The sequence below is a fragment of the Mesorhizobium erdmanii USDA 3471 genome (genome assembly GCF_000472705.1).
GTDB classification, from domain to species: Bacteria; Pseudomonadota; Alphaproteobacteria; order Rhizobiales; family Rhizobiaceae; genus Mesorhizobium; species Mesorhizobium erdmanii.
Genome location: NZ_AXAE01000008.1, coordinates 127,620 through 148,422 on the forward strand (window position 1 = coordinate 127,620; position 20,803 = coordinate 148,422).

At 63.7% G+C, this 20,803-nt stretch carries 22 protein-coding genes; 18 read left to right on the forward strand and 4 right to left on the reverse strand.

The window, feature by feature from the left end; all coding sequences use genetic code 11:
• Positions 1-186: 186 nt before the first annotated feature.
• The 10 genes from A3AU_RS0103185 to A3AU_RS0103230 all read left to right on the forward strand — a co-directional run bounded on the left by A3AU_RS0103185 (position 187) and on the right by A3AU_RS0103230 (position 9,080).
• Positions 187-1,830 carry a Na+/H+ antiporter gene (locus tag A3AU_RS0103185; RefSeq protein WP_027051511.1) on the forward strand — a complete coding sequence of 548 codons (1,644 nt, stop codon included), beginning with the start codon at positions 187-189 and terminating at the stop codon, positions 1,828-1,830.
• Between the two features lie 195 nt (positions 1,831-2,025).
• On the forward strand, positions 2,026-3,339 hold the full coding sequence (glyA, locus tag A3AU_RS0103190; protein ID WP_019857608.1) for a serine hydroxymethyltransferase: 1,314 nt from the start codon (positions 2,026-2,028) through the stop codon (positions 3,337-3,339).
• Between the two features lie 99 nt (positions 3,340-3,438).
• Positions 3,439-4,017, forward strand: a complete 579-nt coding sequence (locus tag A3AU_RS0103195; RefSeq protein WP_027051512.1) for an invasion associated locus B family protein — start codon at positions 3,439-3,441, stop codon at positions 4,015-4,017.
• A 33-nt stretch (positions 4,018-4,050) separates the two neighbouring features.
• The gene (locus A3AU_RS0103200) at positions 4,051-4,380 is read left to right on the forward strand and encodes a GlpM family protein (protein WP_027051513.1); all 330 of its coding nucleotides are present in this window, start codon (positions 4,051-4,053) and stop codon (positions 4,378-4,380) included.
• Positions 4,381-4,467: 87 nt separating this feature from the next.
• Positions 4,468-4,947, forward strand: a complete 480-nt coding sequence (nrdR, locus tag A3AU_RS0103205; protein WP_013895995.1) for a transcriptional regulator NrdR — start codon at positions 4,468-4,470, stop codon at positions 4,945-4,947.
• 2 nt (positions 4,948-4,949) lie between these two features.
• Positions 4,950-6,080, forward strand: a complete 1,131-nt coding sequence (gene ribD, locus A3AU_RS0103210; RefSeq protein WP_027051514.1) for a bifunctional diaminohydroxyphosphoribosylaminopyrimidine deaminase/5-amino-6-(5-phosphoribosylamino)uracil reductase RibD — start codon at positions 4,950-4,952, stop codon at positions 6,078-6,080.
• A gap of 72 nt (positions 6,081-6,152) precedes the next feature.
• Entirely contained in the window at positions 6,153-6,770 is a 618-nt protein-coding gene (locus A3AU_RS0103215) for a riboflavin synthase (RefSeq protein WP_027051515.1), read from the forward strand.
• Between the two features lie 110 nt (positions 6,771-6,880).
• Entirely contained in the window at positions 6,881-7,375 is a 495-nt protein-coding gene (gene ribH, locus A3AU_RS0103220) for a 6,7-dimethyl-8-ribityllumazine synthase (RefSeq protein ID WP_027051516.1), read from the forward strand.
• Positions 7,372-7,872: a transcription antitermination factor NusB gene (gene nusB, locus A3AU_RS0103225; protein ID WP_027051517.1), complete on the forward strand. Its 501-nt coding sequence runs from the start codon at positions 7,372-7,374 to the stop codon at positions 7,870-7,872. The genes ribH and nusB overlap by 4 nt, the downstream gene beginning before the upstream one ends.
• Entirely contained in the window at positions 7,869-9,080 is a 1,212-nt protein-coding gene (locus tag A3AU_RS0103230) for an MFS transporter (RefSeq protein WP_027051518.1), read from the forward strand. The genes nusB and A3AU_RS0103230 overlap by 4 nt, the downstream gene beginning before the upstream one ends.
• A 27-nt stretch (positions 9,081-9,107) precedes the next feature.
• On the opposite strand, the gene A3AU_RS0103235 is transcribed toward A3AU_RS0103230, so the two are convergent.
• Complete coding sequence (locus A3AU_RS0103235) at positions 9,108-9,680, reverse strand: NADPH-dependent FMN reductase (RefSeq protein ID WP_027051519.1); 573 nt, start codon at positions 9,678-9,680, stop codon at positions 9,108-9,110.
• A gap of 205 nt (positions 9,681-9,885) precedes the next feature.
• On the opposite strand from A3AU_RS0103235, the gene osmF reads away from it, so the two are divergent.
• From osmF to A3AU_RS0103260, 5 genes are all read left to right on the forward strand, one after another.
• Positions 9,886-10,797, forward strand: a complete 912-nt coding sequence (gene osmF / locus A3AU_RS0103240; RefSeq protein WP_027051520.1) for a glycine betaine ABC transporter substrate-binding protein OsmF — start codon at positions 9,886-9,888, stop codon at positions 10,795-10,797.
• A gap of 55 nt (positions 10,798-10,852) precedes the next feature.
• Complete coding sequence (locus A3AU_RS0103245; RefSeq protein ID WP_027051521.1) at positions 10,853-12,016, forward strand: ABC transporter permease; 1,164 nt, start codon at positions 10,853-10,855, stop codon at positions 12,014-12,016.
• Positions 12,013-12,951 (forward strand): ABC transporter ATP-binding protein, encoded by a 939-nt coding sequence (locus A3AU_RS0103250; RefSeq protein ID WP_027051522.1) that lies wholly within the window; start codon positions 12,013-12,015, stop codon positions 12,949-12,951. The genes A3AU_RS0103245 and A3AU_RS0103250 overlap by 4 nt, the downstream gene beginning before the upstream one ends.
• Positions 12,948-13,697: an ABC transporter permease gene (locus A3AU_RS0103255; protein WP_027051523.1), complete on the forward strand. Its 750-nt coding sequence runs from the start codon at positions 12,948-12,950 to the stop codon at positions 13,695-13,697. Before A3AU_RS0103250 ends, A3AU_RS0103255 begins: the two co-directional genes overlap by 4 nt.
• Positions 13,698-13,960: 263 nt before the next feature.
• The gene (locus tag A3AU_RS0103260; protein WP_027051524.1) at positions 13,961-16,102 is read left to right on the forward strand and encodes a sodium-translocating pyrophosphatase; all 2,142 of its coding nucleotides are present in this window, start codon (positions 13,961-13,963) and stop codon (positions 16,100-16,102) included.
• 69 nt (positions 16,103-16,171) lie between these two features.
• On the opposite strand, the gene A3AU_RS0103265 is transcribed toward A3AU_RS0103260, so the two are convergent.
• From A3AU_RS0103265 to A3AU_RS0103275, 3 genes are all read right to left on the reverse strand, one after another.
• Positions 16,172-17,134: a glycosyltransferase family 2 protein gene (locus A3AU_RS0103265; protein WP_245235405.1), complete on the reverse strand. Its 963-nt coding sequence runs from the start codon at positions 17,132-17,134 to the stop codon at positions 16,172-16,174.
• Between the two features lie 40 nt (positions 17,135-17,174).
• Positions 17,175-17,720: a dTDP-4-dehydrorhamnose 3,5-epimerase family protein gene (locus tag A3AU_RS0103270; protein ID WP_051355269.1), complete on the reverse strand. Its 546-nt coding sequence runs from the start codon at positions 17,718-17,720 to the stop codon at positions 17,175-17,177.
• 156 nt (positions 17,721-17,876) lie between these two features.
• The gene (locus A3AU_RS0103275) at positions 17,877-18,392 is read right to left on the reverse strand and encodes an outer membrane protein assembly factor BamE (protein ID WP_027051527.1); all 516 of its coding nucleotides are present in this window, start codon (positions 18,390-18,392) and stop codon (positions 17,877-17,879) included.
• A gap of 114 nt (positions 18,393-18,506) precedes the next feature.
• Here A3AU_RS0103275 and A3AU_RS0103280 point away from each other — a divergent pair, with 114 nt between their 5' ends.
• The 3 genes from A3AU_RS0103280 to plsX all read left to right on the forward strand — a co-directional run bounded on the left by A3AU_RS0103280 (position 18,507) and on the right by plsX (position 20,800).
• Positions 18,507-19,052 carry a ubiquinol-cytochrome C chaperone family protein gene (locus tag A3AU_RS0103280; RefSeq protein ID WP_027051528.1) on the forward strand — a complete coding sequence of 182 codons (546 nt, stop codon included), beginning with the start codon at positions 18,507-18,509 and terminating at the stop codon, positions 19,050-19,052.
• Between the two features lie 15 nt (positions 19,053-19,067).
• Positions 19,068-19,616, forward strand: a complete 549-nt coding sequence (locus tag A3AU_RS0103285) for a YceD family protein (RefSeq protein WP_027051529.1) — start codon at positions 19,068-19,070, stop codon at positions 19,614-19,616.
• A 113-nt stretch (positions 19,617-19,729) separates the two neighbouring features.
• A complete protein-coding gene (gene plsX / locus A3AU_RS0103290; protein WP_027051530.1) occupies positions 19,730-20,800 on the forward strand; it encodes a phosphate acyltransferase PlsX in 1,071 nt (356 codons plus the stop codon).
• The last annotated feature ends 3 nt before the right edge of the window (positions 20,801-20,803 follow it).

Genomic DNA, 20,803 nt, shown 5'->3' on the forward strand with positions numbered 1-20,803 from the left:
TATAACAAAAAGGCCGCCGAAAGGCGGCCTTTTTGCTTTTGAAGACGTTGGAGCAGCTCATCAGCCGCTGATTCACCAGCAGTGCAGCCGCCTGCGCGTGGCATGTTCGACATGGAAGCGCGCCAGCGCTGTCTGGACGCGGGAGCGATGAATGCGCATGGTTCGCCAAACAGCCGGAATCGTGCCATGCAAGCCGCCATCTTCGTCCTCGTCGTGCTCGTATTCGTCGCTGTTTCCGGCGCGCTGGTGCGGCTGGTGCGGGTGCCGCTGCCAGTCCTGCAGATCGCCATAGGCGCCGCCCTTGCCTGGCCGGTGGGCGGCATCCATGTCGAGATCGATCCGGAATTGTTCCTCCTGGTGTTCATTCCACCGCTGCTGTTCAGCGATGCTTTTGGCGCGCCGAAGCGCGAACTGATGGCATTGCGAGGGCCGATCCTCGACCTTGCCATAGGCCTCGTCTTCTTCACCATCGTCGGCTTCGGCTATGCCTTGCACTGGCTGGTGCCGAGCATTCCGCTGGTCGTTGCCTTCGCCCTTGCCGCAGTGCTGTCGCCAACGGATGCAGTGGCCGTCTCCTCGATCGTCGACAGGACCGTCGTTCCGGCGCGGCTGATGCATATTCTGGAGGGCGAGTCGCTGCTCAACGACGCGTCTGGCCTGGTCATGTTCCGGTTTGCCGTCGCTGCGGCGTTGACCGGCAGTTTTTCCTTTGCCGCGGCGTCGCTGAGTTTTCTTTATGCCGTGGCGGTCGGCATCCTGGCCGGCGTGGTGGCCTTGTTCGTCGCCGCCAAGGCGCTGCAACTCTTGAACCGCATCGGTGGCGTGCCGGCCGAGACGCAGGTGCTGATCACCATTCTGCTTCCGTTCGTCGCCTATCTCGGCGCCGAGCACTTCGGCGCCTCGGGCATCCTGGCGGCGGTGACCGCCGGTCTGTTGACCGGGAGCACAGGCATATTCCGCTTCCTCGGCGTCTCGGCGCGCATGCAGACCATGTCCTTGTGGACGACGTTTTCGTTCGTCTTCAACGGCGCGCTGTTCATCGTGCTCGGCCTGCAGCTTCCCGAGATCATCCGCAAGGTGCCGCCCGAGCTGTCCGGCCGTCATTGGCTTTTCGAGCCGATCCTGACGGTTCTGCTGCTGACCCTTTGCCTGATCGGGCTCCGCTTCGCCTGGATCTGGGTCGGCGACATCGCGGCGGGGATCGCGGCGCGGCTCGGCAAGCGGGAGGCCGAACCGTTCGGCCTGCGCGTTCGGCTCGCCGGATCGGTGGCGGGCGTGCGCGGCGCCATAACGCTGGCCGGCATATTGTCGTTGCCGCTGGCCTTGCAGGACGGCTCGCCATTCCCCGCGCGCGACCTCGTCATCTTCCTCGCGGCCGGCGTCATCATCTGCTCCCTGGTGATCGCCAGCCTGGCGTTGCCGGTGATCGCGCGCGGCCTGGTCGAGCCCGGCGAGGACGCCGGCGGTGCCGAGGAGCGCATGGCGCGTGTCGGCGCGGCAAAGGCGGCGATCGCCCACCTCGAGAGCATCGCGCAGACGGATGAGGAGGAGGGCGGTGTGCCGGGCGTCAGGCTCGCCGCCGCCAACGGCATTGTCGCGGCCTATCAGCGGCGCATAGCGGCGTCCGACGAGGCCGACGAGGCGCGCGCCGAGGTTCGCGAGGCGGGCAGGCTGGAGATTGACCTGAGGCTGGCCGGCATCGCCGCCGAGCGCGACGCCTTGCGCACCATGCTTCGGCGCGGCGAAATCAACGACCACACGGCGCGGACGCTGTTTACCGAGATCACCCTCACGGAGGCCCTTTTGAACGGCAGGCAGACGCAGAAATAGGATTGGCGATGCCCCAGGGGCTGCGGATTTGCCGGCTCTGCCGCAAACCGGCCAGCAAATTTCGCGCTGCAAACGTGGCGGGTCGAAAACAACTGTGTTAATGGCGCGGCAATGCGTGTCGCCCAAAAGCGTGCAGCGGTTTTGGGGCGACGATATGCATCAACAGATTGCCCCCGAACCGGAGGATTTCAGGCCATGGCAACAGCAGCGGCAGCGTCGAACAAATTCGAATCCTTTTTCGAAACAACGCTGGAAGACGCCGATCCGGAGATTTTCGGCGCCATCCGCAACGAACTCGGTCGCCAGCGCCACGAGATCGAACTGATTGCATCCGAAAACATCGTTTCCCGCGCCGTTCTGGAGGCGCAGGGCTCGATCATGACCAACAAATACGCGGAGGGCTATCCGGGCAAGCGCTACTACGGCGGCTGCCAGTTCGTCGACGTAGCCGAGGAACTCGCCATCGAGCGGGCGAAAAAACTGTTCGGCTGCAACTTCGCCAATGTCCAGCCGAACTCGGGCAGCCAGATGAACCAGGCGGTGTTCCTGGCGCTGCTGCAGCCCGGCGACACCTTCATGGGCCTCGACCTCAATTCCGGTGGCCATCTCACTCATGGCTCGCCGGTCAACATGAGCGGCAAGTGGTTCAAGGTCGTCTCCTATGGCGTGCGCAAGGAAGATCACCTGCTCGACATGGATGCCATCGAGAAGACCGCGCACGAGACCAAGCCGAAGCTGATCCTGGCTGGCGGCACCGCCTATTCACGCATCTGGGACTGGAAGCGTTTTCGCGAGATCGCGGACGCCGTCGGCGCCTATCTGATGGTCGACATGGCCCACATTGCCGGCCTCGTCGCCGGCGGCGTGCATCCTTCGCCGCTGCCGCACGCCCATGTGGTGACGACGACCACGCACAAATCGCTGCGCGGCCCGCGCGGCGGCATGATCCTGTGCAACGACGAGGACATTGCCAAGAAGATGAACTCGGCGGTGTTCCCCGGCCTGCAGGGTGGTCCGCTGATGCATGTCATCGCAGCCAAGGCGGTCGCCTTCGGCGAGGCGCTGAAGCCGAGCTTCAAGGTCTATGCCGAGAGCGTGGCCGCCAACGCCAAGGCGCTGGCTTCGAGCCTGAAAGAGACGGGCCTCGACATCGTCTCCGGCGGCACCGACAACCACCTGATGCTGGTCGATCTCAGACCCAAGAACGCCACCGGCAAGCGCGCCGAGGCAGCCCTTGGCCGCGCCAACATCACCTGCAACAAGAACGGCATTCCCTTCGACCCGGAAAAGCCTTTCGTGACCTCGGGCGTGCGCCTCGGCACCCCGGCTGGCACCACGCGTGGCTTCGGCCAGGCCGAATTCCGCGAGATCGGCAAACTGATCGCCGAAGTGCTGGATGGTCTCAAGGTCGCCAATTCGGACGAGGGCAATGCGGCGGTCGAAGCCGCCGTCAAGGCCAAGGTCGTGGCGCTGACCGATCGTTTTCCGCTCTATCCTTATCTCGGTTGATCGTCCTTATCTCGATTGACCAGGCGCCAGGCGTCATCTCTTATTCGCCGGCGGTGCGTCACCCCTGATCGGGTGACGCATGGAACCGGAGACTTGAAGATGCGCGAATCTCGTCTCGCCACACTCGGCGCTGTCGGCTGGCTGGCCTTTGGCGGGTCCGCCCTGGCGCAGACGCAGCCCAGCCCGGAGACGCCTGCCACCAGCACTTTCGGCAAATGGACAACCATCGTCGATGTGCTCGACACCGGCCAGGACGCGAGCAAGACCTGTGCGGCTTCGACTGCGTTCTTTGACGCGAGCGGCAATTCGGGCACGCTGACCTTGTCGATCTCGACCGGCGACGCACTGCCGCCCCATGCCTACCCGGCCATCATGTTTACGGTCGACAACAAGGAACTGCCGACCGGCAAGAAGATCGCGGCTACGTTCGGTGATCCCGGCGTCAAGGTTTCGGCGACGGTCGATTCCAACGATGCCGTCATCGGTCGTCCGAGCTGGACGGTCGACAACCAGCCCAAAACCAGTCTCGCGCTCCTGCGTGCCATGCGCCAGGTCATCTCGCTCGATGTGACTTTCGGCAAGCAGGCCGTCGCCAGCATTCCGATGGACGGCTTCACCAAGGCCTACCGCAACCTCGGAACGTTTTGCGGCTTCCCGACAAAGGACGTCGCGCCGTGACGATGGCGGCCGGGTCGGAGTAGGGGGCTGCGAATGGACATTGTCTGGAAGGGTATGCTCGGCGGGCTGGTCACGGCGCTGATCGTCTGGCTGTCCAAGCGCGGCAATGTGCTGCCCGGAATTCTGCCGCTGGCGCCGACTTTCGCGGTCATTGCACTGCTCGCAGTTGGCGCCAAGGGCAATCATGCCGGCTTCCGCGAAGCCTGCCTTGCCGGGTTCAAGACAATTCCGGCCTATCTTGCTTTCCTCGGCGCCTGCTGGTTGTTTATCGACACGGCCGACTATCGACTGGCCGTCGCTGGCGGCATCGCAGTCTGGCTGGTCGCCGCTCTCGCAATTTTCCTCGCGCCTCGCTATCTCTGAGGGCGTCGGAGGACGGAACCGCTTCAATCCACATCGGAAAGGCTCTAAGCCTTTCGCCTCATCAGATTCGCGAACCCAAGGCTCTCCATGCGCTGTCCCTATTGCCAGTCCGAAGATACGCAGGTGAAGGATTCGCGCCCCGCCGAGGATGGCGCGGCGATCCGCAGGCGGCGTGTCTGCCCCGATTGCGGCGGCCGTTTCACCACATTCGAGCGCGTCCAATTGCGTGATCTGGTCGTGGTCAAGAAGTCGGGCCGGAAAGTGCCGTTCGACCGCGACAAGCTGTTGCGCTCGGTGGAGATCGCGGTGCGCAAGCGCAATGTCGATCCCGAGCGTATCGACCGCGCGGTGACCGGGATCGTGCGCCAGCTCGAGAGCTCCGGCGAGACGGAAGTGGCCTCCGGCGAGGTCGGCCGGCTGGTCATGGAAGCACTGAAATCGCTCGACGATGTCGCCTATGTCCGTTTCGCCTCTGTCTACCGCAATTTCCGCGAGGCCAAGGATTTCCATGAGCTGCTGGGCGAACTGAAGGGCGACGAAGACAAGAGTGAAGAGGAAGCCGGCTGAGCATGGCAGCATCGCAATTGAGCGAGGCCGAACAAGCGGCCCTTGATCGCCGTTTCATGGCCGCCGCACTGCGGCTTTCGCGCAGGAATGCCGGCCGCACCTCGACCAATCCATCCGTCGGCACGATCATCGTGCGCGACGACGGCGCCGGGCCGATGATCGTCGGCACCGGCGTCACCGCGATTGGCGGCCGGCCGCATGCCGAAACCGAAGCGCTGGGCGAGGCCGGTGAACTCGCGCGTGGCGCTACCGCCTACGTCACTTTGGAGCCCTGCGCGCATCACGGCCGCACCCCGCCTTGCGCCAACGCGCTGGTCAATGCCGGCATAGCGCGCGTCGTCGGGGCCGCCAGCGATCCCGATACGCGCGTCTCCGGCAAGGGCTACGCCATCCTGCGCGCCGCCGGCATCGAGGTGGTGGAGAAGGTGCTGGCCAAGGAAGCCGCCGAACAGATGGCGGGCTATTTGATTCGATCGCTGCGAAAACGTCCGGAAGTGACGCTGAAGCTTGCGCTTTCGAGCGACGGCAAGATCGGCAGGAAAGGCGCCGGTCAGGTTGCGATCACCGGCGAGATCGCACGCCGCGACGTCTACCTGATGCGTGCGGAGTCGGACGCCATCCTGGTCGGCATCGGCACGGCACTGGAAGACGACCCGGCGCTCACCGTGCGTTTGCCGGGGCTGGAAAACCGTTCGCCGGCGCGCATCATCCTCGATCGCCAGATCCGGCTCCCGGAAGCCTCGAAGCTGGTTTCCGGTGTCGACCGCGTGCCGCTCTATGTCGCGGCCTGTCTCGAAGCTGATCCGCATCGTCGCGCCGCACTCGAACGCGCCGGCGTACGCTTCATCGGCACTGAAACCCATGACGGCGTCGTCGCTTTGCCGGAACTGCTCGAAGACCTGGCGGCGCTTGGCATGGCAAGTGTTCTGGTCGAGGGCGGCGCCCAGGTCGCCAAGGCATTCCTGGACGAGGACCTGGTCGACCGTATCGTCCTGTTCCAAGGGCCGGAGGCGATTGGCGAGGACGGCATTGCATCGCCGGTCGATGCCGACCATATCCCGGCAGGCTTCCGCAAACTGCGCGAGATGCGCTTCGGAGAAGACAGTTACGCCGAATGGGTAAGGGACCTCTAGAGCCGGATGATTTCAGGTCGAGTCGACTTGAAATCTGAATCCGGCTCTCAATCAAAGAGAGCATCAGCATCGATGTTTACCGGAATTGTCACCGATATCGGCACCGTCGCCGCCGTTAAACCGCTCAGCGAAGGCGTCGGCTTGCGCATCGATACCGCCTATGATCCCGAAACCATCGCCATCGGCGCCTCGATCTCCTGCGGCGGCGTCTGCCTGACGGTCACGGCTTTGCCCGACCATGGCTCGAACGCACGCTGGTTCGAGGTCGAGGCTTGGGAGGAAGCCTTGCGGCTGACCACGGCCTCGAGCTGGAAATCCGGCAGCAAGGTCAATCTCGAACGGGCGCTGAAGATCGGCGACGAACTTGGCGGTCACATCGTGTCGGGCCATGTCGACGGCACCGCCGAAATCGTCGAGCGCAAGGACGAGGGCGACGCCGTGCGCTTCACGCTGGAGGCGCCACGCCATTTGGCGAAATTCATCGCACCAAAGGGTTCCGTCGCGCTCGACGGCACCTCGCTCACCGTCAACCAGGTCGAGGGCACACGCTTCGACGTGCTGCTGATCCATCATTCGCTGACCGTGACCACCTGGGGCGAGCGCAAGGCGGGCGACCGTGTCAATATCGAGATCGACACCATGGCCCGCTACGCAGCGCGGCTGGCGGAGGCGGCCAAAGAGGGACTCTAATAAGTCTGCTGGGCGGGCTCGTCCGAGCCGTCTCGTGCGGCATGGCCAATCTTCCGCTTGCGATCAATCCGGCTTCGGCATAAGTCACCGGCAACCCCCCGGAGACTTTTATGGCTGGTACATCCCAACACGGCAAAGCCTTCATTCGTCCGAAGGCGAAGGCGCATCTGCTGATTGTCGAGGCGCGCTTTCACGACGACCTTGCCAACGCGCTGCTCGACGGCGCGACCAACGCGCTCGATGAAGCGGGCGCGACCTACGACGTCGTTACGGTTCCAGGTTCGCTCGAGATTCCCGCGGTCATCACCTTCGCGCTGGACGGCGCGGCGGAAGGCGGCACGCATTATGACGGCTTCGTCGCGCTCGGCACCGTCGTTCGCGGCGACACCTATCATTTCGACATCGTCGCCAACGAATCCAGCCGCGCGCTCATGGACCTGTCCGTGCAGGACTCGGTCTGCATCGGCAATGGCATCCTGACCACCGAGAACGACGCGCAGGCATGGACGCGGGCCAAGCGCTCGGAAGGCGACAAGGGTGGCTTTGCGGCGCGCGCGGCGCTGACCATGATCGCGCTCAAGGAACAGCTGGGAGCGCGATCGTGAGCGAACCCGCTTCGCCCGGCCAGCCGGCGGTGCGCCACGCCAACAAGCGGGGTGCCGCGCGTCTGGCCGCCGTGCAGGCGCTCTATCAGATGGATGTGGCCGGCAGCGGCGTCTTCGAGATCACCGCGGAGTACGAGGCGTTCCGTCTTGGCAAGGAAGTCGACGGCGCGCTCTATCGCGAGGCTGATGCCCAATGGTTTCGCGCCATCCTGACCGGTGTCGTCGAAAACCAGAAGATCATCGATCCGGTCATCCGTCAGGCGCTGACCGATGATTGGCCGCTGTCTCGGCTCGATTCGACACTGCGCGCCATTATGCGCGCCGGCGTCTATGAATTGATGAAGCGCGAGGATGTGCCGGTGGCGGTGATCGTTTCGGAATATGTCGACATCGCCAAGGCTTTTTACGAGGAAGACGAGCCAAAGCTGGTCAATGCCGTGCTCGACCGCGTGTCACGCCGGGTGCGCGGCGAGGGGCGCGGCAAGGACGCATCGTGACGGCCATCGCCATCGAGACGGGCAGGGAAGCGCGGCGCACCGCGCTGATCCTCGCCGCCTCGCAGGCGATTATCGGCTCGGCGGCACCCATCGCCATCTCCATGGGCGCGCTGGCCGGCCAATACCTGCTCGGTGCCGACAAATCGCTGGCGACGGCGCCGATCACCGGCTTCAATCTCGGCGTGGCGCTCGGCGCGCTCCCGGCTGCGGCGATCGTCCGCAGGCTGGGCCAGCGCGACGGCTTCATGACCGGCACTGTCGTTACCGCACTTGGCGGGCTGGTCGCCACGCTGGCGCTTTTCCACGGCAGTTTCTGGCTGTTCGCTTTCGCGCTGCTGGTGATCGGCATCGGTGGCGCCTTCGTCCAGCAATTCCGCTTCGCCGCTGCCGATAACGCGCCGCCACAGTTCAAGGCGCGCGCCATCTCCTTCGTGTTGGCTGGGGGCATTGTCACCGCCATACTGGGGCCGCAGATCGTTATCTTCACCCGCGAACTGTTCGCGCCGGTGATGTTTGCCGGGTCGTTCGCCTCCATCTTGCCGTTGGCCGTGGTCGGCGCCGTCATCCTGTCATTCCTACGCCTGCCGGCTAAGTCGGTGGGCAAGGCCGAAATTGCCGACGGCGATGCCAGACCGCTGTCCGAAATCGTCACCAGGCCGCGCTTCGTCGCCGCGCTGTTTTGTGCTGTCGGCAGCTACGCGCTGATGAGCTTCGTCATGACCGGCGCGCCGCTGGCAATGGTCGGCTGCGGCCTGTCTGAGGACGATGCGACGCTGGGCATCTCCTGGCACGTCATGGCGATGTTCGCGCCGAGCTTCTTCACCGGTTCGCTGATCCATCGTTTCGGCGCCGAGCGCATTGTCGCCATCGGCTTGCTGCTGCTGATCGGCTGTGCCGCCGTTGCCTTGTCGGGCGTCGCGCTTTGGCACTTCTGGACGTCGCTGATCTTGCTCGGCCTTGGCTGGAATTTCGGCTTTATCGGCGCCACCTCCATGGTGGCGGCCAGCTACCGGCCGTCGGAAAAGGGCAAGGTGCAGGGTTTTCACGACTTCGTCCTGTTCGGCTCCGTCGCCTGCGCCTCGCTTCTGTCGGGCATGGTCTACAACGCTTGGGGCTGGGAAATGCTGAACTGGATGATCTTTCCGGTCACCGTCCTGTGCTTCGTGGCACTCGGCGCGCTGAGGATGGCGAGGCCGCGTCAGGCCTGACGCCATCCGAACCGAAGACTGCCAAAGCTATGCGTCCGGCGGCAGAACCTGAAGCACCCGTGCTATGAACATGTGAAACTGAGCCATGTAGTTGCGCAGGAAGTCCTCGGTGGATTCGACCGTCACCTCGCCGTCGTCCGTGATCAGGCCCGGCGTGAACTGGATATAGGCCTCAGGCGCATTCATCTGGGGGGCATTGCAGAAACTCAGAACGCTTCGCAGGCTTTGCTGCGCAATAGCTGTTCCGATAGTGCCCGGTGATGTTCCGATGACAGCGGACGGTTTGCGTGCGAATGAATTTTTGCCATAGGGGCGACTCGCCCAGTCGATCGCGTTCTTCAGTCCGCCAGGGATTGAGCGGTTATACTCCGGGGTGACGAACAGCACGGCCTCAACGGAGGCGATCGCCTTTTTGAAAGCGCGGGCCACCGGTGGGAAATCGGAGTCATAGTCGTAGCTGTAGAGCGGCAAATCCTTGAAGGAAATTTCCATCATTTCAAGTTCCGGCGGAGCAAGTTGAACGAGCGCTTTCGCGAGCTTGCGGTTGATGGAACCCCGGGCAAGACTGCCGATGAGATAACCGACCTTGTGTATGGCCATGATACGGTCTCCGTGTTAGCCGCCCGCACCCTCGCGGCATTATCCGCCGAATGGCTCCTGATCGCCAGCCCGCTATTTGGCACCGCGTCGGAACAAAAATATTGCGCCGATGCCCGTTCTTATGAAACCGTGTGCCCCGACTGGCCGTTGAAGCCATGCTCATATGCGGCCACCGCATTCCGGTTCACAGCAAGGGATTTTCACAATGTTTTCAGTCAGGGTTTTGGCCAGCGCTGCATTGGCGTTGGCCGTCACGGCGGCTTCCGCCAGTGCTCAGGTGGTGGTCTCCTCCAAGATCGACACCGAGGGTGGTGTGCTCGGCAATATCATCCAGCTCGTTCTAAACGCCAACAACATCAAGACCACGGACCGGATCCAGCTCGGCGGCACGCCGGTGGTGCGCAAGGCGATCACCGCTGGCGAGATCGACATCTATCCCGAATACACCGGCAACGCCGCGTTCTTCTTCGAGAAGGCCGATGACCCTGTGTGGAAGGACGCCGCCAAGGCCTATGAGACGGCCAAGAAGCTCGACTACGACGCCAACAAGATCGTCTGGCTATCGCCGGCGCCGGCCGACAACACCTGGGCGATCGCGTTGCGCAAGGAAGTGACGGACGAGAACAAGCTCGTCACGCTGTCGGACTTCGGCAAATACGTCGCCGGCGGCGGCAAGGTGGTGCTCGCGGCTTCCGCCGAGTTCGTCAATTCGGCGGCAGCCCTTCCGGCCTTCCAGACCACTTATGGCTTCACGCTGAAGCCGGACCAGCTGATCACGCTCTCGGGCGGCGATACGGCGGCGACCATCGCCGCGGCGGCCAACCAGACCAGCGGCGCCAACGCCGCCATGGTCTACGGCACCGACGGCGGCATCGCGCCGTCCGGCCTGGTCGTCCTCGAGGACGACAAGGGCGTGCAGCCGGTCTACCAGCCGGCGCCGATAATCCGCGAATCCGTGCTCAAGGAACACCCCGAGATCGAGACGCTGCTGAAGCCGGTCTTCGCCAAGCTCGATCTCGTCACCCTGCAGGAACTGAACGGCCGCGTTCAGGTCGGCGGCGAGCCGGTCAAGGGCGTCGCCGAAGACTTCTTGAAGAAGAACGGCTTTCTGAAGTAGGGCGATTCCGGCGCGCCGCATACGTGGCGCGCCGGGAAGACCGACGGGGGAGGGCGTGAATATCCGCTTCGACAAGCTTGGCGTGGTCATTGCCGCGATCGCGGCCTATGCGGCGTTCCTCGCGCCTTTCGCCACCTTCCGCGCCAACCGCATCGTTCCGGGCCAGGCGCGCTCGATTCTCGAGGCGTTGCCGGCAACGACAGGAACACTGCTGGTTGCCATCATCGTCGTCGCCGCGCTGGTAGCGCTGTTCAGGACACCGCTCGTGCTGCGCCTTGCCGCCAGCGTCGTGGCGCTGGTCGCGCTCGCGCTGCTCGTCGGCGCCGCCGGCACATTCCTGACGCCGACCGGCAACACCTTTGCCAGGGTATCGCCGGCTTCCGGTTTCTGGATACTCATCTTTGCCTTCACGCTTTTGCTGGCGGACGTGCTGACGCGTCTGAGTTTGTCGCCATTTGCTCGTGTCGGCGTGCTGGTCGCCGCGGCCGTGGCCATAGGCCTGCTTTTGGTGTCGGGGGCCTGGAACGACCTCTCCATCCTCAAGGAATACGCCAACCGCGCCGACAGTTTCTGGGCCGAGGGCTCCAAGCACGTGACGCTGGCTCTAGGCTCGCTGGCCGCGGCGGTGATCGTCGGCCTGCCGCTCGGCATCCTCTGTCACCGGGTCGAAAGGCTGCGGGCCGGCGTGCTCAACGTGCTCAACATCATCCAGACTATACCCTCGATCGCATTGTTTGGCTTGCTGATAGCGCCGCTCGGCTGGGTCGCCTCCCATGTGCCGGGTGCTGCGGCGCTCGGCATTCGCGGCATTGGCACGGCGCCGGCGTTTGTCGCTTTGTTCCTCTATTCGCTGCTGCCGGTGGTGGCCAACACGGTTGTCGGTCTCGCCGGCGTGCCGCGTGCCGCCAACGACGCGGCGCGCGGCATGGGCATGACCGACCGCCAGCGCCTGTTCGGCGTCGAGTTTCCGCTGGCCTTTCCGGTGATCCTGACCGGCATCCGCATCGTCCTGGTGCAGAACATCGGGCTCGCCACCATTGCCGCGCTGATCGGCGGCGGCGGCTTCGGCGTTTTCGTCTTCCAGGGTGTTGGCCAGACGGCGATGGACCTCGTTCTGCTCGGTGCGGTTCCGACCGTGGCGTTGGCCTTCGCCGCGGCCATCATCCTCGACGCAGTGATCGAAATGACCGCCACCAAGCGCAGGGTTGAAACGGCATGATCGAGATCGAAGGTATTACCAAGCGCTACGACGCGGCCGCTGTCGTCGACAACGTCTCGATGGTCATCGAGCCGCGCACGGTTTGCGTCATTGTCGGCACCTCCGGTTCCGGCAAGACGACGCTGCTGCGCATGATCAATCGGCTGGTCGAGCCGACATCAGGCATCATCAAGCTCGACGGCGCCGACAATCGCTCGGTGCCGGGTTACGAACTGCGCCGCAGCATCGGCTATGCCATCCAGGGCCATGGCCTGTTCCCGCATCGCACCGTGGCGCAGAACATCGCCACCGTGCCGGTGCTGCTCGGTTGGGACAAGGACCGTATCAACGCCCGCGTCGATGAACTGATGACGCTCTACCAGCTCGATCCGCAGGCCTACGGTCCGCGCTATCCGCACGAACTGTCCGGTGGCCAGCAGCAGCGCGTCGGCGTGGCCCGCGCGCTCGCTGCCGAACCCAATGTGCTGTTGATGGACGAGCCGTTCGGCGCGCTCGACCCGATCATTCGCACCAAGGCGCAGGAGGATCTGCTGGCGATCCAGAAGCGCTTCGGCACCACCATCATCCTTGTCACCCATGACATGGAGGAAGCCGTGCATATGGGCGACAAGATCGCCGTCATGGATGCCGGCAAGCTCGTGCAATATGCCGAACCCGCCGAGATCCTGGCAAACCCCGCCAGCAGCTTTGTCGAGACTTTGGTCGGCGCCAGCGAAAGGCCGTTCAGGCTGCTGTCGCTCGGACGGGTGCGTGACGCGGTGGAGAACGGCACCGCCGAGGGCGACGCTCTCCCCGGCGACGCCAGCCAGCGTGACGCACTGGCCGAACTCCTGTGGTCGGGCCGGCCGGCGCTGCCGGTGAAAGGCGCCGACGGCAGACCGCTAGGCCGAGTCACGGTGGACGGGCTGGTCAAGCGCGCGGCGAGGCCGGCATGAAAGCCTGGCTGCCGACGCTGCTGCGGCTTGCCCTCGTGGTGCTGCTCGTCGCTTTCCTCACCAATCCCGGTTGGTTCGAACCGCTGCTTAAGCCGCTGACCGAGAACAACGCGCCGGTGATCTACAATCAGGGCAGCCTGCTGACCCTGACGTTGCTGCATCTGCGCACCGTCCTGCTCGCCACCTTGGCCGCTACCATCGTAGCTGTCGCGCTCGCCATCCTCGTCACCAGGCCGGCCGGTGCCGAATTCCTGCCCCTGTCGCGCAGCCTGGTCAACATAGGCCAGACCTTTCCGCCGGTGGCGGTGCTGGCGCTCGCCGTCCCGGCTGTCGGATTCGGCGAAAAGCCGACGCTGATCGCCCTGTTTCTCTATGGCCTGCTGCCGATTTTCGAGAATGCCCTGACCGGGCTGACGACGCTGCCGGCCAACGTCGTCGAGGCGGCGCGCGGTGCCGGCATGACCGGCTGGCAAAGGCTGACGAAGGTCGAACTGCCGCTCAGCGCTCCGATCATCCTGGGCGGTATCAGGTTGTCGGTTGTCATCGGACTTGCCACCGCCACCATCGGCTCTACCGTTGCCGCCAAGACGCTGGGCGAGGTGATCATCGCCGGGCTCTTGTCCAACAATCTCGCCTTCATTCTGCAGGGTGGCCTGATCGTGGCGGCCCTTGCCGTTCTGATCTATGACGGATTGTCGGCGGTGGAGCGCTATGCGGCGCGGCGGATGGGACGCGAGGCCGAGTAGCTTTCGGAGAGCCCGGCGGTTTCTACACGGCGATTCCCCACGTCATTTCAATCGATCTAAATCCAAGGCTTTCGCCGGCAGTACCATCACGGCCTCTGTCTTTTGGGCGAAAGCCGGGCAAAAACCGAACAATATCTTGACGTTCGTGGCCCTGTTTCGCATACACCGATGCGAAGAGGTGGATTCCGCGCGCGGATTCCGGTCTTTGTCTCAACGGCCCAGGGAGGGGTTCTTTTGGGCCAGCAATCGAGGAAAATTCGGCAATGACCATACTTTACGCCGTCATCGCCTGCGGCCTGCTTTCTGTCCTTTACGCAATCTGGGCGACACGTTCGGTCCTTGCGTCCGATCAGGGCAATGCACGCATGCAGGAAATCTCCGCTGCCATCCGCGAAGGCGCACAAGCCTATCTGGCGCGCCAGTACACCACCATCGCCATCGTCGGCGTGGTCGTGCTCGTGCTCGCCTGGTGGCTGCTTTCCATCACCGCCGCGATCGGCTTCCTGATCGGCGCCGTCCTTTCGGGCGCCGCCGGTTTCATCGGAATGCATGTTTCGGTGCGGGCCAATGTGCGCACGGCACAGGCAGCCTCCAACAGCCTCGCCGCCGGTCTCGACATCGCCTTCAAGTCGGGCGCCATCACCGGCATGCTGGTTGCCGGCCTGGCGCTGCTCGGCGTCTCGATCTACTACCTCATCCTGACCGGCCCGATGGGCCTGCAGCCCAATGACCGTATCGTCATCGACTCGCTGGTCTCGCTCGGCTTCGGCGCCTCGCTGATCTCGATCTTTGCCCGTCTCGGCGGTGGCATCTTCACCAAGGGCGCCGACGTCGGCGGCGATCTCGTCGGCAAGGTCGAAGCCGGCATCCCCGAGGATGATCCGCGCAACCCGGCCACCATCGCCGACAATGTCGGCGACAATGTCGGCGACTGCGCCGGCATGGCCGCCGATCTGTTCGAGACCTACGCCGTTACCGTCGTCGCCACCATGGTCCTTGCCGCCATCTTCTTCGGCGGCACCGCCGTTCTCGGCGCCGCCATGCTCTATCCGCTGGCTATTTGTGGCGCCTGCATCCTGACATCGATCGTCGGTACCTTCTTCGTCAAGCTCGGCTCCAACGGTTCGATCATGGGCGCGCTCTACAAGGGCCTGATCGTCACCGGCCTCCTGTCGATCGTCGGTCTCGGCGTCGCCACCTCGGCAACGCTTGGCTGGGGTGAGGTTGGCACTGTCGCCGGCATGGTCATCACCGGCAAGAACCTGTTCATCTGCGGCCTGATCGGCCTCGTGGTGACCGGGTTGATCGTGGTGATCACCGAATACTACACCGGCACCAACAAGCGCCCGGTCAACTCGATCGCTCAGGCATCGGTGACCGGCCACGGCACCAATGTCATCCAGGGCCTCGCTGTGTCGCTGGAATCGACGGCGTTGCCGGCCATCGTCATCGTCGGCGGCATCATCGCCACCTACCAGCTCGGCGGCCTGTTCGGCACGGCGATCGCCGTCACCACCATGCTCGGCCTTGCCGGCATGATCGTGGCGCTCGACGCCTTCGGCCCGGTCACCGACAATGCCGGCGGCATTGCCGAAATGGCGGGCCTGCCCAAGGAAGTGCGCCACTCCACCGACGCGCTCGACGCGGTCGGCAATACCACGAAAGCCGTGACCAAGGGCTATGCCATCGGTTCGGCCGGTCTCGGCGCCCTGGTTCTGTTTGCCGCCTATTCGAACGACCTGAAGTTCTTTGCCGCCAATGGCGACAAATATCCCTACTTCCAGGGCATGGGCGAGATCTCCTTCGATCTCTCCAACCCCTACGTCGTCGCCGGCCTGATCTTCGGCGGCCTGATCCCGTATCTGTTCGGCGGCATCGCCATGACGGCCGTCGGCCGCGCGGCGGGCGCCATCGTCGAGGAGGTGCGCAAGCAGTTCCGCGAAGATCCAGGCATCATGGCCGGGACGTCCAAGCCGAACTATGCGCGCGCGGTCGACCTTCTGACCAAGGCGGCGATCCGGGAGATGATCATCCCGTCGCTGCTGCCGGTGCTGGCGCCGTTCGTCGTCTATTTCGGCGTGCTGTTGATCTCGGGTTCGAAGGCCTCGGCCTTTGCCGCCCTCGGCGCCTCGTTGCTCGGCGTCATCGTCAACGGCCTGTTCGTCGCCATCTCGATGACCTCAGGCGGTGGCGCCTGGGACAATGCGAAAAAATCGTTCGAGGACGGCTTCACCGACAAGGATGGCGTCAAGCACCTCAAGGGGTCCGAGGCGCACAAGGCCTCGGTGACCGGCGATACGGTCGGCGATCCCTACAAGGACACCGCCGGTCCGGCGGTCAATCCGGCGATCAAGATCACCAACATCGTCGCGCTCCTGCTGCTGGCCGTACTGGCGCACGGCTGAGCGAGGGCGGTTGCTCGAAACAAAACCCGCGGGAGCGATCCCGCGGGTTTTTTGTTGGGCGGTGCCCCTTCAATTCCTTTCGGCGTCAGGCTGGTCGCCGCGCCTGCGATAGAGCGTGAGCATTTCGTCCAGGCCTGGTTCTCGCGCGGGCAGGGGCGGCAAGCCGCGTATCTCTCGCAGCTTGGCGACAAAGGTGCCCCGCCCGTATTTACGGCGAAACTCCCTGGCTCGCGGATTGACGCCGCAGGCGGCGAGAAGCCTTCGTTTCAGATAGCTGGATTTTTTCAGACGCCGCGGCGCCTCCGCCGAGGCGAGAATTTTCACGCGCAGATCATCCGGCATCTTCATGCCTTTGACGAGTTCCTCTTGTTCCCGCGCCGTGTCTTCGGTGTAGCTGCCCTCGCGCGTGCCGGAAAAAAGGCTGAGCACGGTCAGGTGAGGCATCGTCGCGATCACGGCTCCCTTTCGCCACGCCCGAAAGAGCCAATCCTGCGAGCTTTCGCAGAAGCACTCGCGGGCGGGCCGCCAAGGGCCGAGCCAGCCCAGCGATGTGCGCCGGACCATCTGTGCTGATCCATATCCAGCCGTGATGACAGGATCATAGAGACCGTCCTTGCCGACCCCGTAGATCAGACTCTTGACGGGGGCGCCTTTGGCTGACGGAGGTTCGACGATAGCGCCTCGAGCGATCACGACATCGGCACGTGTCGCATCGATCCAGCCGGTCATTGCCGCGAGATGGTCTGGAAACCAGAGGTCGTCGTGGTTGAGCAAGGCGACGATCCGGCCGCGTGCCCTGGCAAAGCCGATATTGTTGGGGCCGGATTGCTCGCCGAAATTGACCGGCAGGTCGATGTAGACGATGCGCGGCTCGGCAAATTCGGCGATGACTGCTGCCGTGTCGGGGCGACAGGCATCGCCAATCACCAGAATTTCAAAGTCCTGCAGGGTCTGGTCCAGCACGCTGCGTAGTGCTTGCCGCAAGGTGGCAGGCCGGTTGTGGGTTGCAATGACCACCGAGACGAGCGGCACGTTCTGCCCAGTTGCATCGGACTGGCCGGGTCGCTCCACGCTACACCAGTTTATAGGGAATGTGATCCGTGTCCGGCGGCAGGCGCCAATGGTCGGGCGCGTCGTACGCATAGGCCTTGTCGACAAGATTGAGCAGCAGGGCGATCTCAGGCCCGAGCGCCGTCACGCCATGCCACACGCCGGGCGGGATGACGATGATCGCCGGCCGTAAGGCACCGACGATCTTGTGCCATACGGTGCCGAAGCTGGGCGAAGCCTTTCGGCCGTCATAGAGTGATATGCGCACACTGCCGACACAACAGAAAAGCCGATCATGCGTCACCTTGTGTGCATGCCAGCCGGTCACCGCACCCGGATACATCGTTCGCTGGAAGACCTGGCCGACAGGCAGTCGATCGAGATCCCACTCATCCCGGAAAACCTCGGTGAGGTAGCCGTTGGACGTCGCGACCGGCCTGATTTCCTTGACCCTGACACCGTCGATTGCCGGAGGATCGATAGCAAGCCAATCCGATGTCACGGTCTGCCGGTCAGGCATCCCCATTGCCATCCAGCCATCTGGTGCCACGCGTTCGCCAGTGCTCATTCTCAACCCCAAAGCCCGGGGATTTGATACGGACTTGCCCAATTGCTGGCAAGCCGCGCTTGCCTTGGCCAAACAAAAACCCGTGAGATTGCTCCCACGGGTTTTCGGTCGCCTGAGATGTTGCTGCTTTCCAGAAGGGGAAGCAGGGTCTGATGATCAGGGAGTGCCGCCGCCGGGAATGCCGGGCGCCAGCTTGCTGGCGCCGTTGATGATCTGGCTGAGGAAGTTCTGGTCCTTGCCGCCGGTCGGCGTGGTGCGCGAGATGAAGTCGAAAATCTTGCCGTCCTTCAAGCCGTAATTGGCGATCTGGGTGACGCGGCCATCGGCGCCGAAATAGACCGCGAGAACCTTCTGGTCGACCAGCCTGGGCTTGTCAAAGGCGACATAGCGCTTGCGCGTTTGCGAAATGTAATAAAACGCCTCGTTGTCGAAAGTCGCCGTGGTCGACGGCGTGCCAAGCGCCAGCAGCACCTGCTCGCGGCTGGAGCCGACGGGCACCGAATCGACGGCTTGCTGGTCGTAGACATAGCCTTGAGTGAGTGTCTCAGTCGGACTGAGGTCGCCGAACATCTTGTTGGAATGACATGCCGAGAGCGCCGACACGACGAGCAACAGCGAGACCGCGCCAGCGGGCCTGGACGAGAAGGCAGACTTGAAATTCAGCGCGCGCAACAACAATTCTCCATTATATCGCCGCAACTTGCGCTGGGCCGCAAAACCGGTAAACCAGCTTGCTTGCCGATGCAACAAGGCCAATTCAACAAACGGTCCCCGGAGACCATCCCCATGTTCCAGCGCCTTTTTGGTCGCGAACGCCACGCCAACCGCGCCATCACCGACGCGCTGTACGCACAAATCGTGGCGGCGGCGCGGCAGACTGTGTTTTATTCCCACTGGAATGTTCCGGACACGCCGCTCGGCCGTTTCGAGATGCTTTCGCTGCATATGTTCCTGTTTCAGCATCGCTTGCGCGGCGAAGACGGCGTGGCGCAGGAAATCGCCCAGGTGCTGATCGACGAGTTCTTCCTCGACGTCGACCATTCCCTGCGGGAGCTGGGCATTGGTGATGTCGGCGTGCCCAAGCGCATGAAGAAGCTGGCGAAGATGTTCTACGGCCGCACCGCCGCCTATGATGACGCGCTGGAAAGAGACGATCGCGATGGGCTGACGGGGGCACTTGCCCGCAATGTCCGGCCGGATGCCGGCACCTGGCCGGAGGCGCCGCAATTGGCCGATTACGTCGCCGACGCCTGCCGGCAACTGGCCGCGCAGCCGTCCGAATCAATTGTTGCCGGCACTGTGGCGTTTCCGCTCGCCAAAGAGGTCGATTGATGAGGAGGCTGATCGATGAAGCATGCTGATCCGCACAGCCCGGTTTCCTTTCTTGCGAATGTCGCCCGGCTGCCGCAGAAGGGCCTGCCCGTGGTGATCGAGGCCGACGCCGCCCAGCGTGCCGCGCTCGCGCAGGAACATGGCCTGCTGTCGGTCGAAGCCTATCGCGCCGAACTCCTCGTGGCCTCCTGGAAGCGCAATGGCGTGAAGGTCAGCGGCCGCGTCGAGGCCGATATCACGCAGGCCTGCATCGTCACGCTCGAGCCCGTGCCGGCGCATATCGACGAGCCGGTCGAGGCGCTGCTGTTGCCTGAGGACTCCAAGCTTGGGCGGCAGGGATTCGAAGGTGGCGGCGAGATCCTGCTCGATGCGGACGGTCCCGACAGCCCCGAAACATTCTCCGGCGACACCATCGATGTCGGGGCCCTCGCCGAACAGTTCTTCGGATTGGCGATCGACCCTTATCCACGCAAGTCGGGCGCGTCGCTGGACGCCGGCCGCGAAACAGAAGCGGCTGAGAATGAATTTCAGAAAAAACTGCGATCCTTGCTGGGAAAATCCTGAAAACCTCGCCCGAGACGGAAAAGTCGGTTGTGTGAAAAGCCAAAACCGCTATTTTCGCCCAACCTTCGCGATCACTAAAGCGACCTGCCGCCTAACTGTGAGATGAATACCGCGTGATCAGGATTTCCATCGATGCCATGGGCGGCGATCACGGACCAGCCGTGGTCATTCCGGCGCTCATGACGGTCGCCACCCGCCGTCCCGACATTCGATTCGTCATCTACGGGCGTGAGGAACTGGTGCGCCCCCAACTGGCCAAGTTTCCCAAACTGGCCGAGGTGAGCGAGTTCTTCCACTGCGAGGTCGCGGTCAGGATGGACGACAAGCCGAGCCAGGCGTTGCGCCATGGCCGCTGGAAGTCGTCGATGTGGAAGGCGATTGAAGCCGTGAAGTCGGGAGCGGCCGACGCCTGCATCTCAGCCGGCAACACCGGTGCCTTGATGGCGATGTCGAAATTCTGCCTGCGCACCATGGCCACCATCGATCGCCCGGCGATCGCCGCCCTCTGGCCGACGACGCGCGGCGAGAGCGTGGTGCTCGACGTCGGCGCCACCATAGGCGCAGACGCCCAACAGCTCATCGATTTCGCCATTCTGGGCACTGGCATGGCGCGTTCTGTCTTTGGAATTTCACGGCCCAGTGTCGGGCTGCTCAACGTCGGCGTCGAAGAGATCAAGGGCCAGGAAGAGGTCAAGGAAGCGGGGCGCATCCTGCGCGAAGCCAACATGGCCTCGATGAACTATCACGGCTTCGTCGAGGGTGACGATATCGGCAAAGGCACGGTCGATGTGGTGGTGACGGAAGGCTTCGCCGGCAACATCGCGCTGAAGACGGCGGAAGGCACCGCCCGCCAGATCGCGGGTTATCTGCGCGCCGCGATGAGCCGCACCCTGATGGCCAGGATCGGCTATGTCTTCGCCAAGGGGGCCTTTAATCGGTTGCGCGAAAAGATGGATGTCGGCCGCTCCAACGGCGGCGTCTTCCTGGGGCTGAGCGGTATCGTGGTCAAAAGCCATGGCGGCGCTGATTCGGATGGTTTCGCCGCAGCGATTGAATTGGGCTACGACATGGTGCGCAACAATCTGCTCGACCGTATCGAGGCCGATCTGGACCTGTTTCATGCGCGCAATCCGCATGCCCAGACATCGAGGAAATCCGACGTCGTCAGCGACGCAAAGGAATAGGAA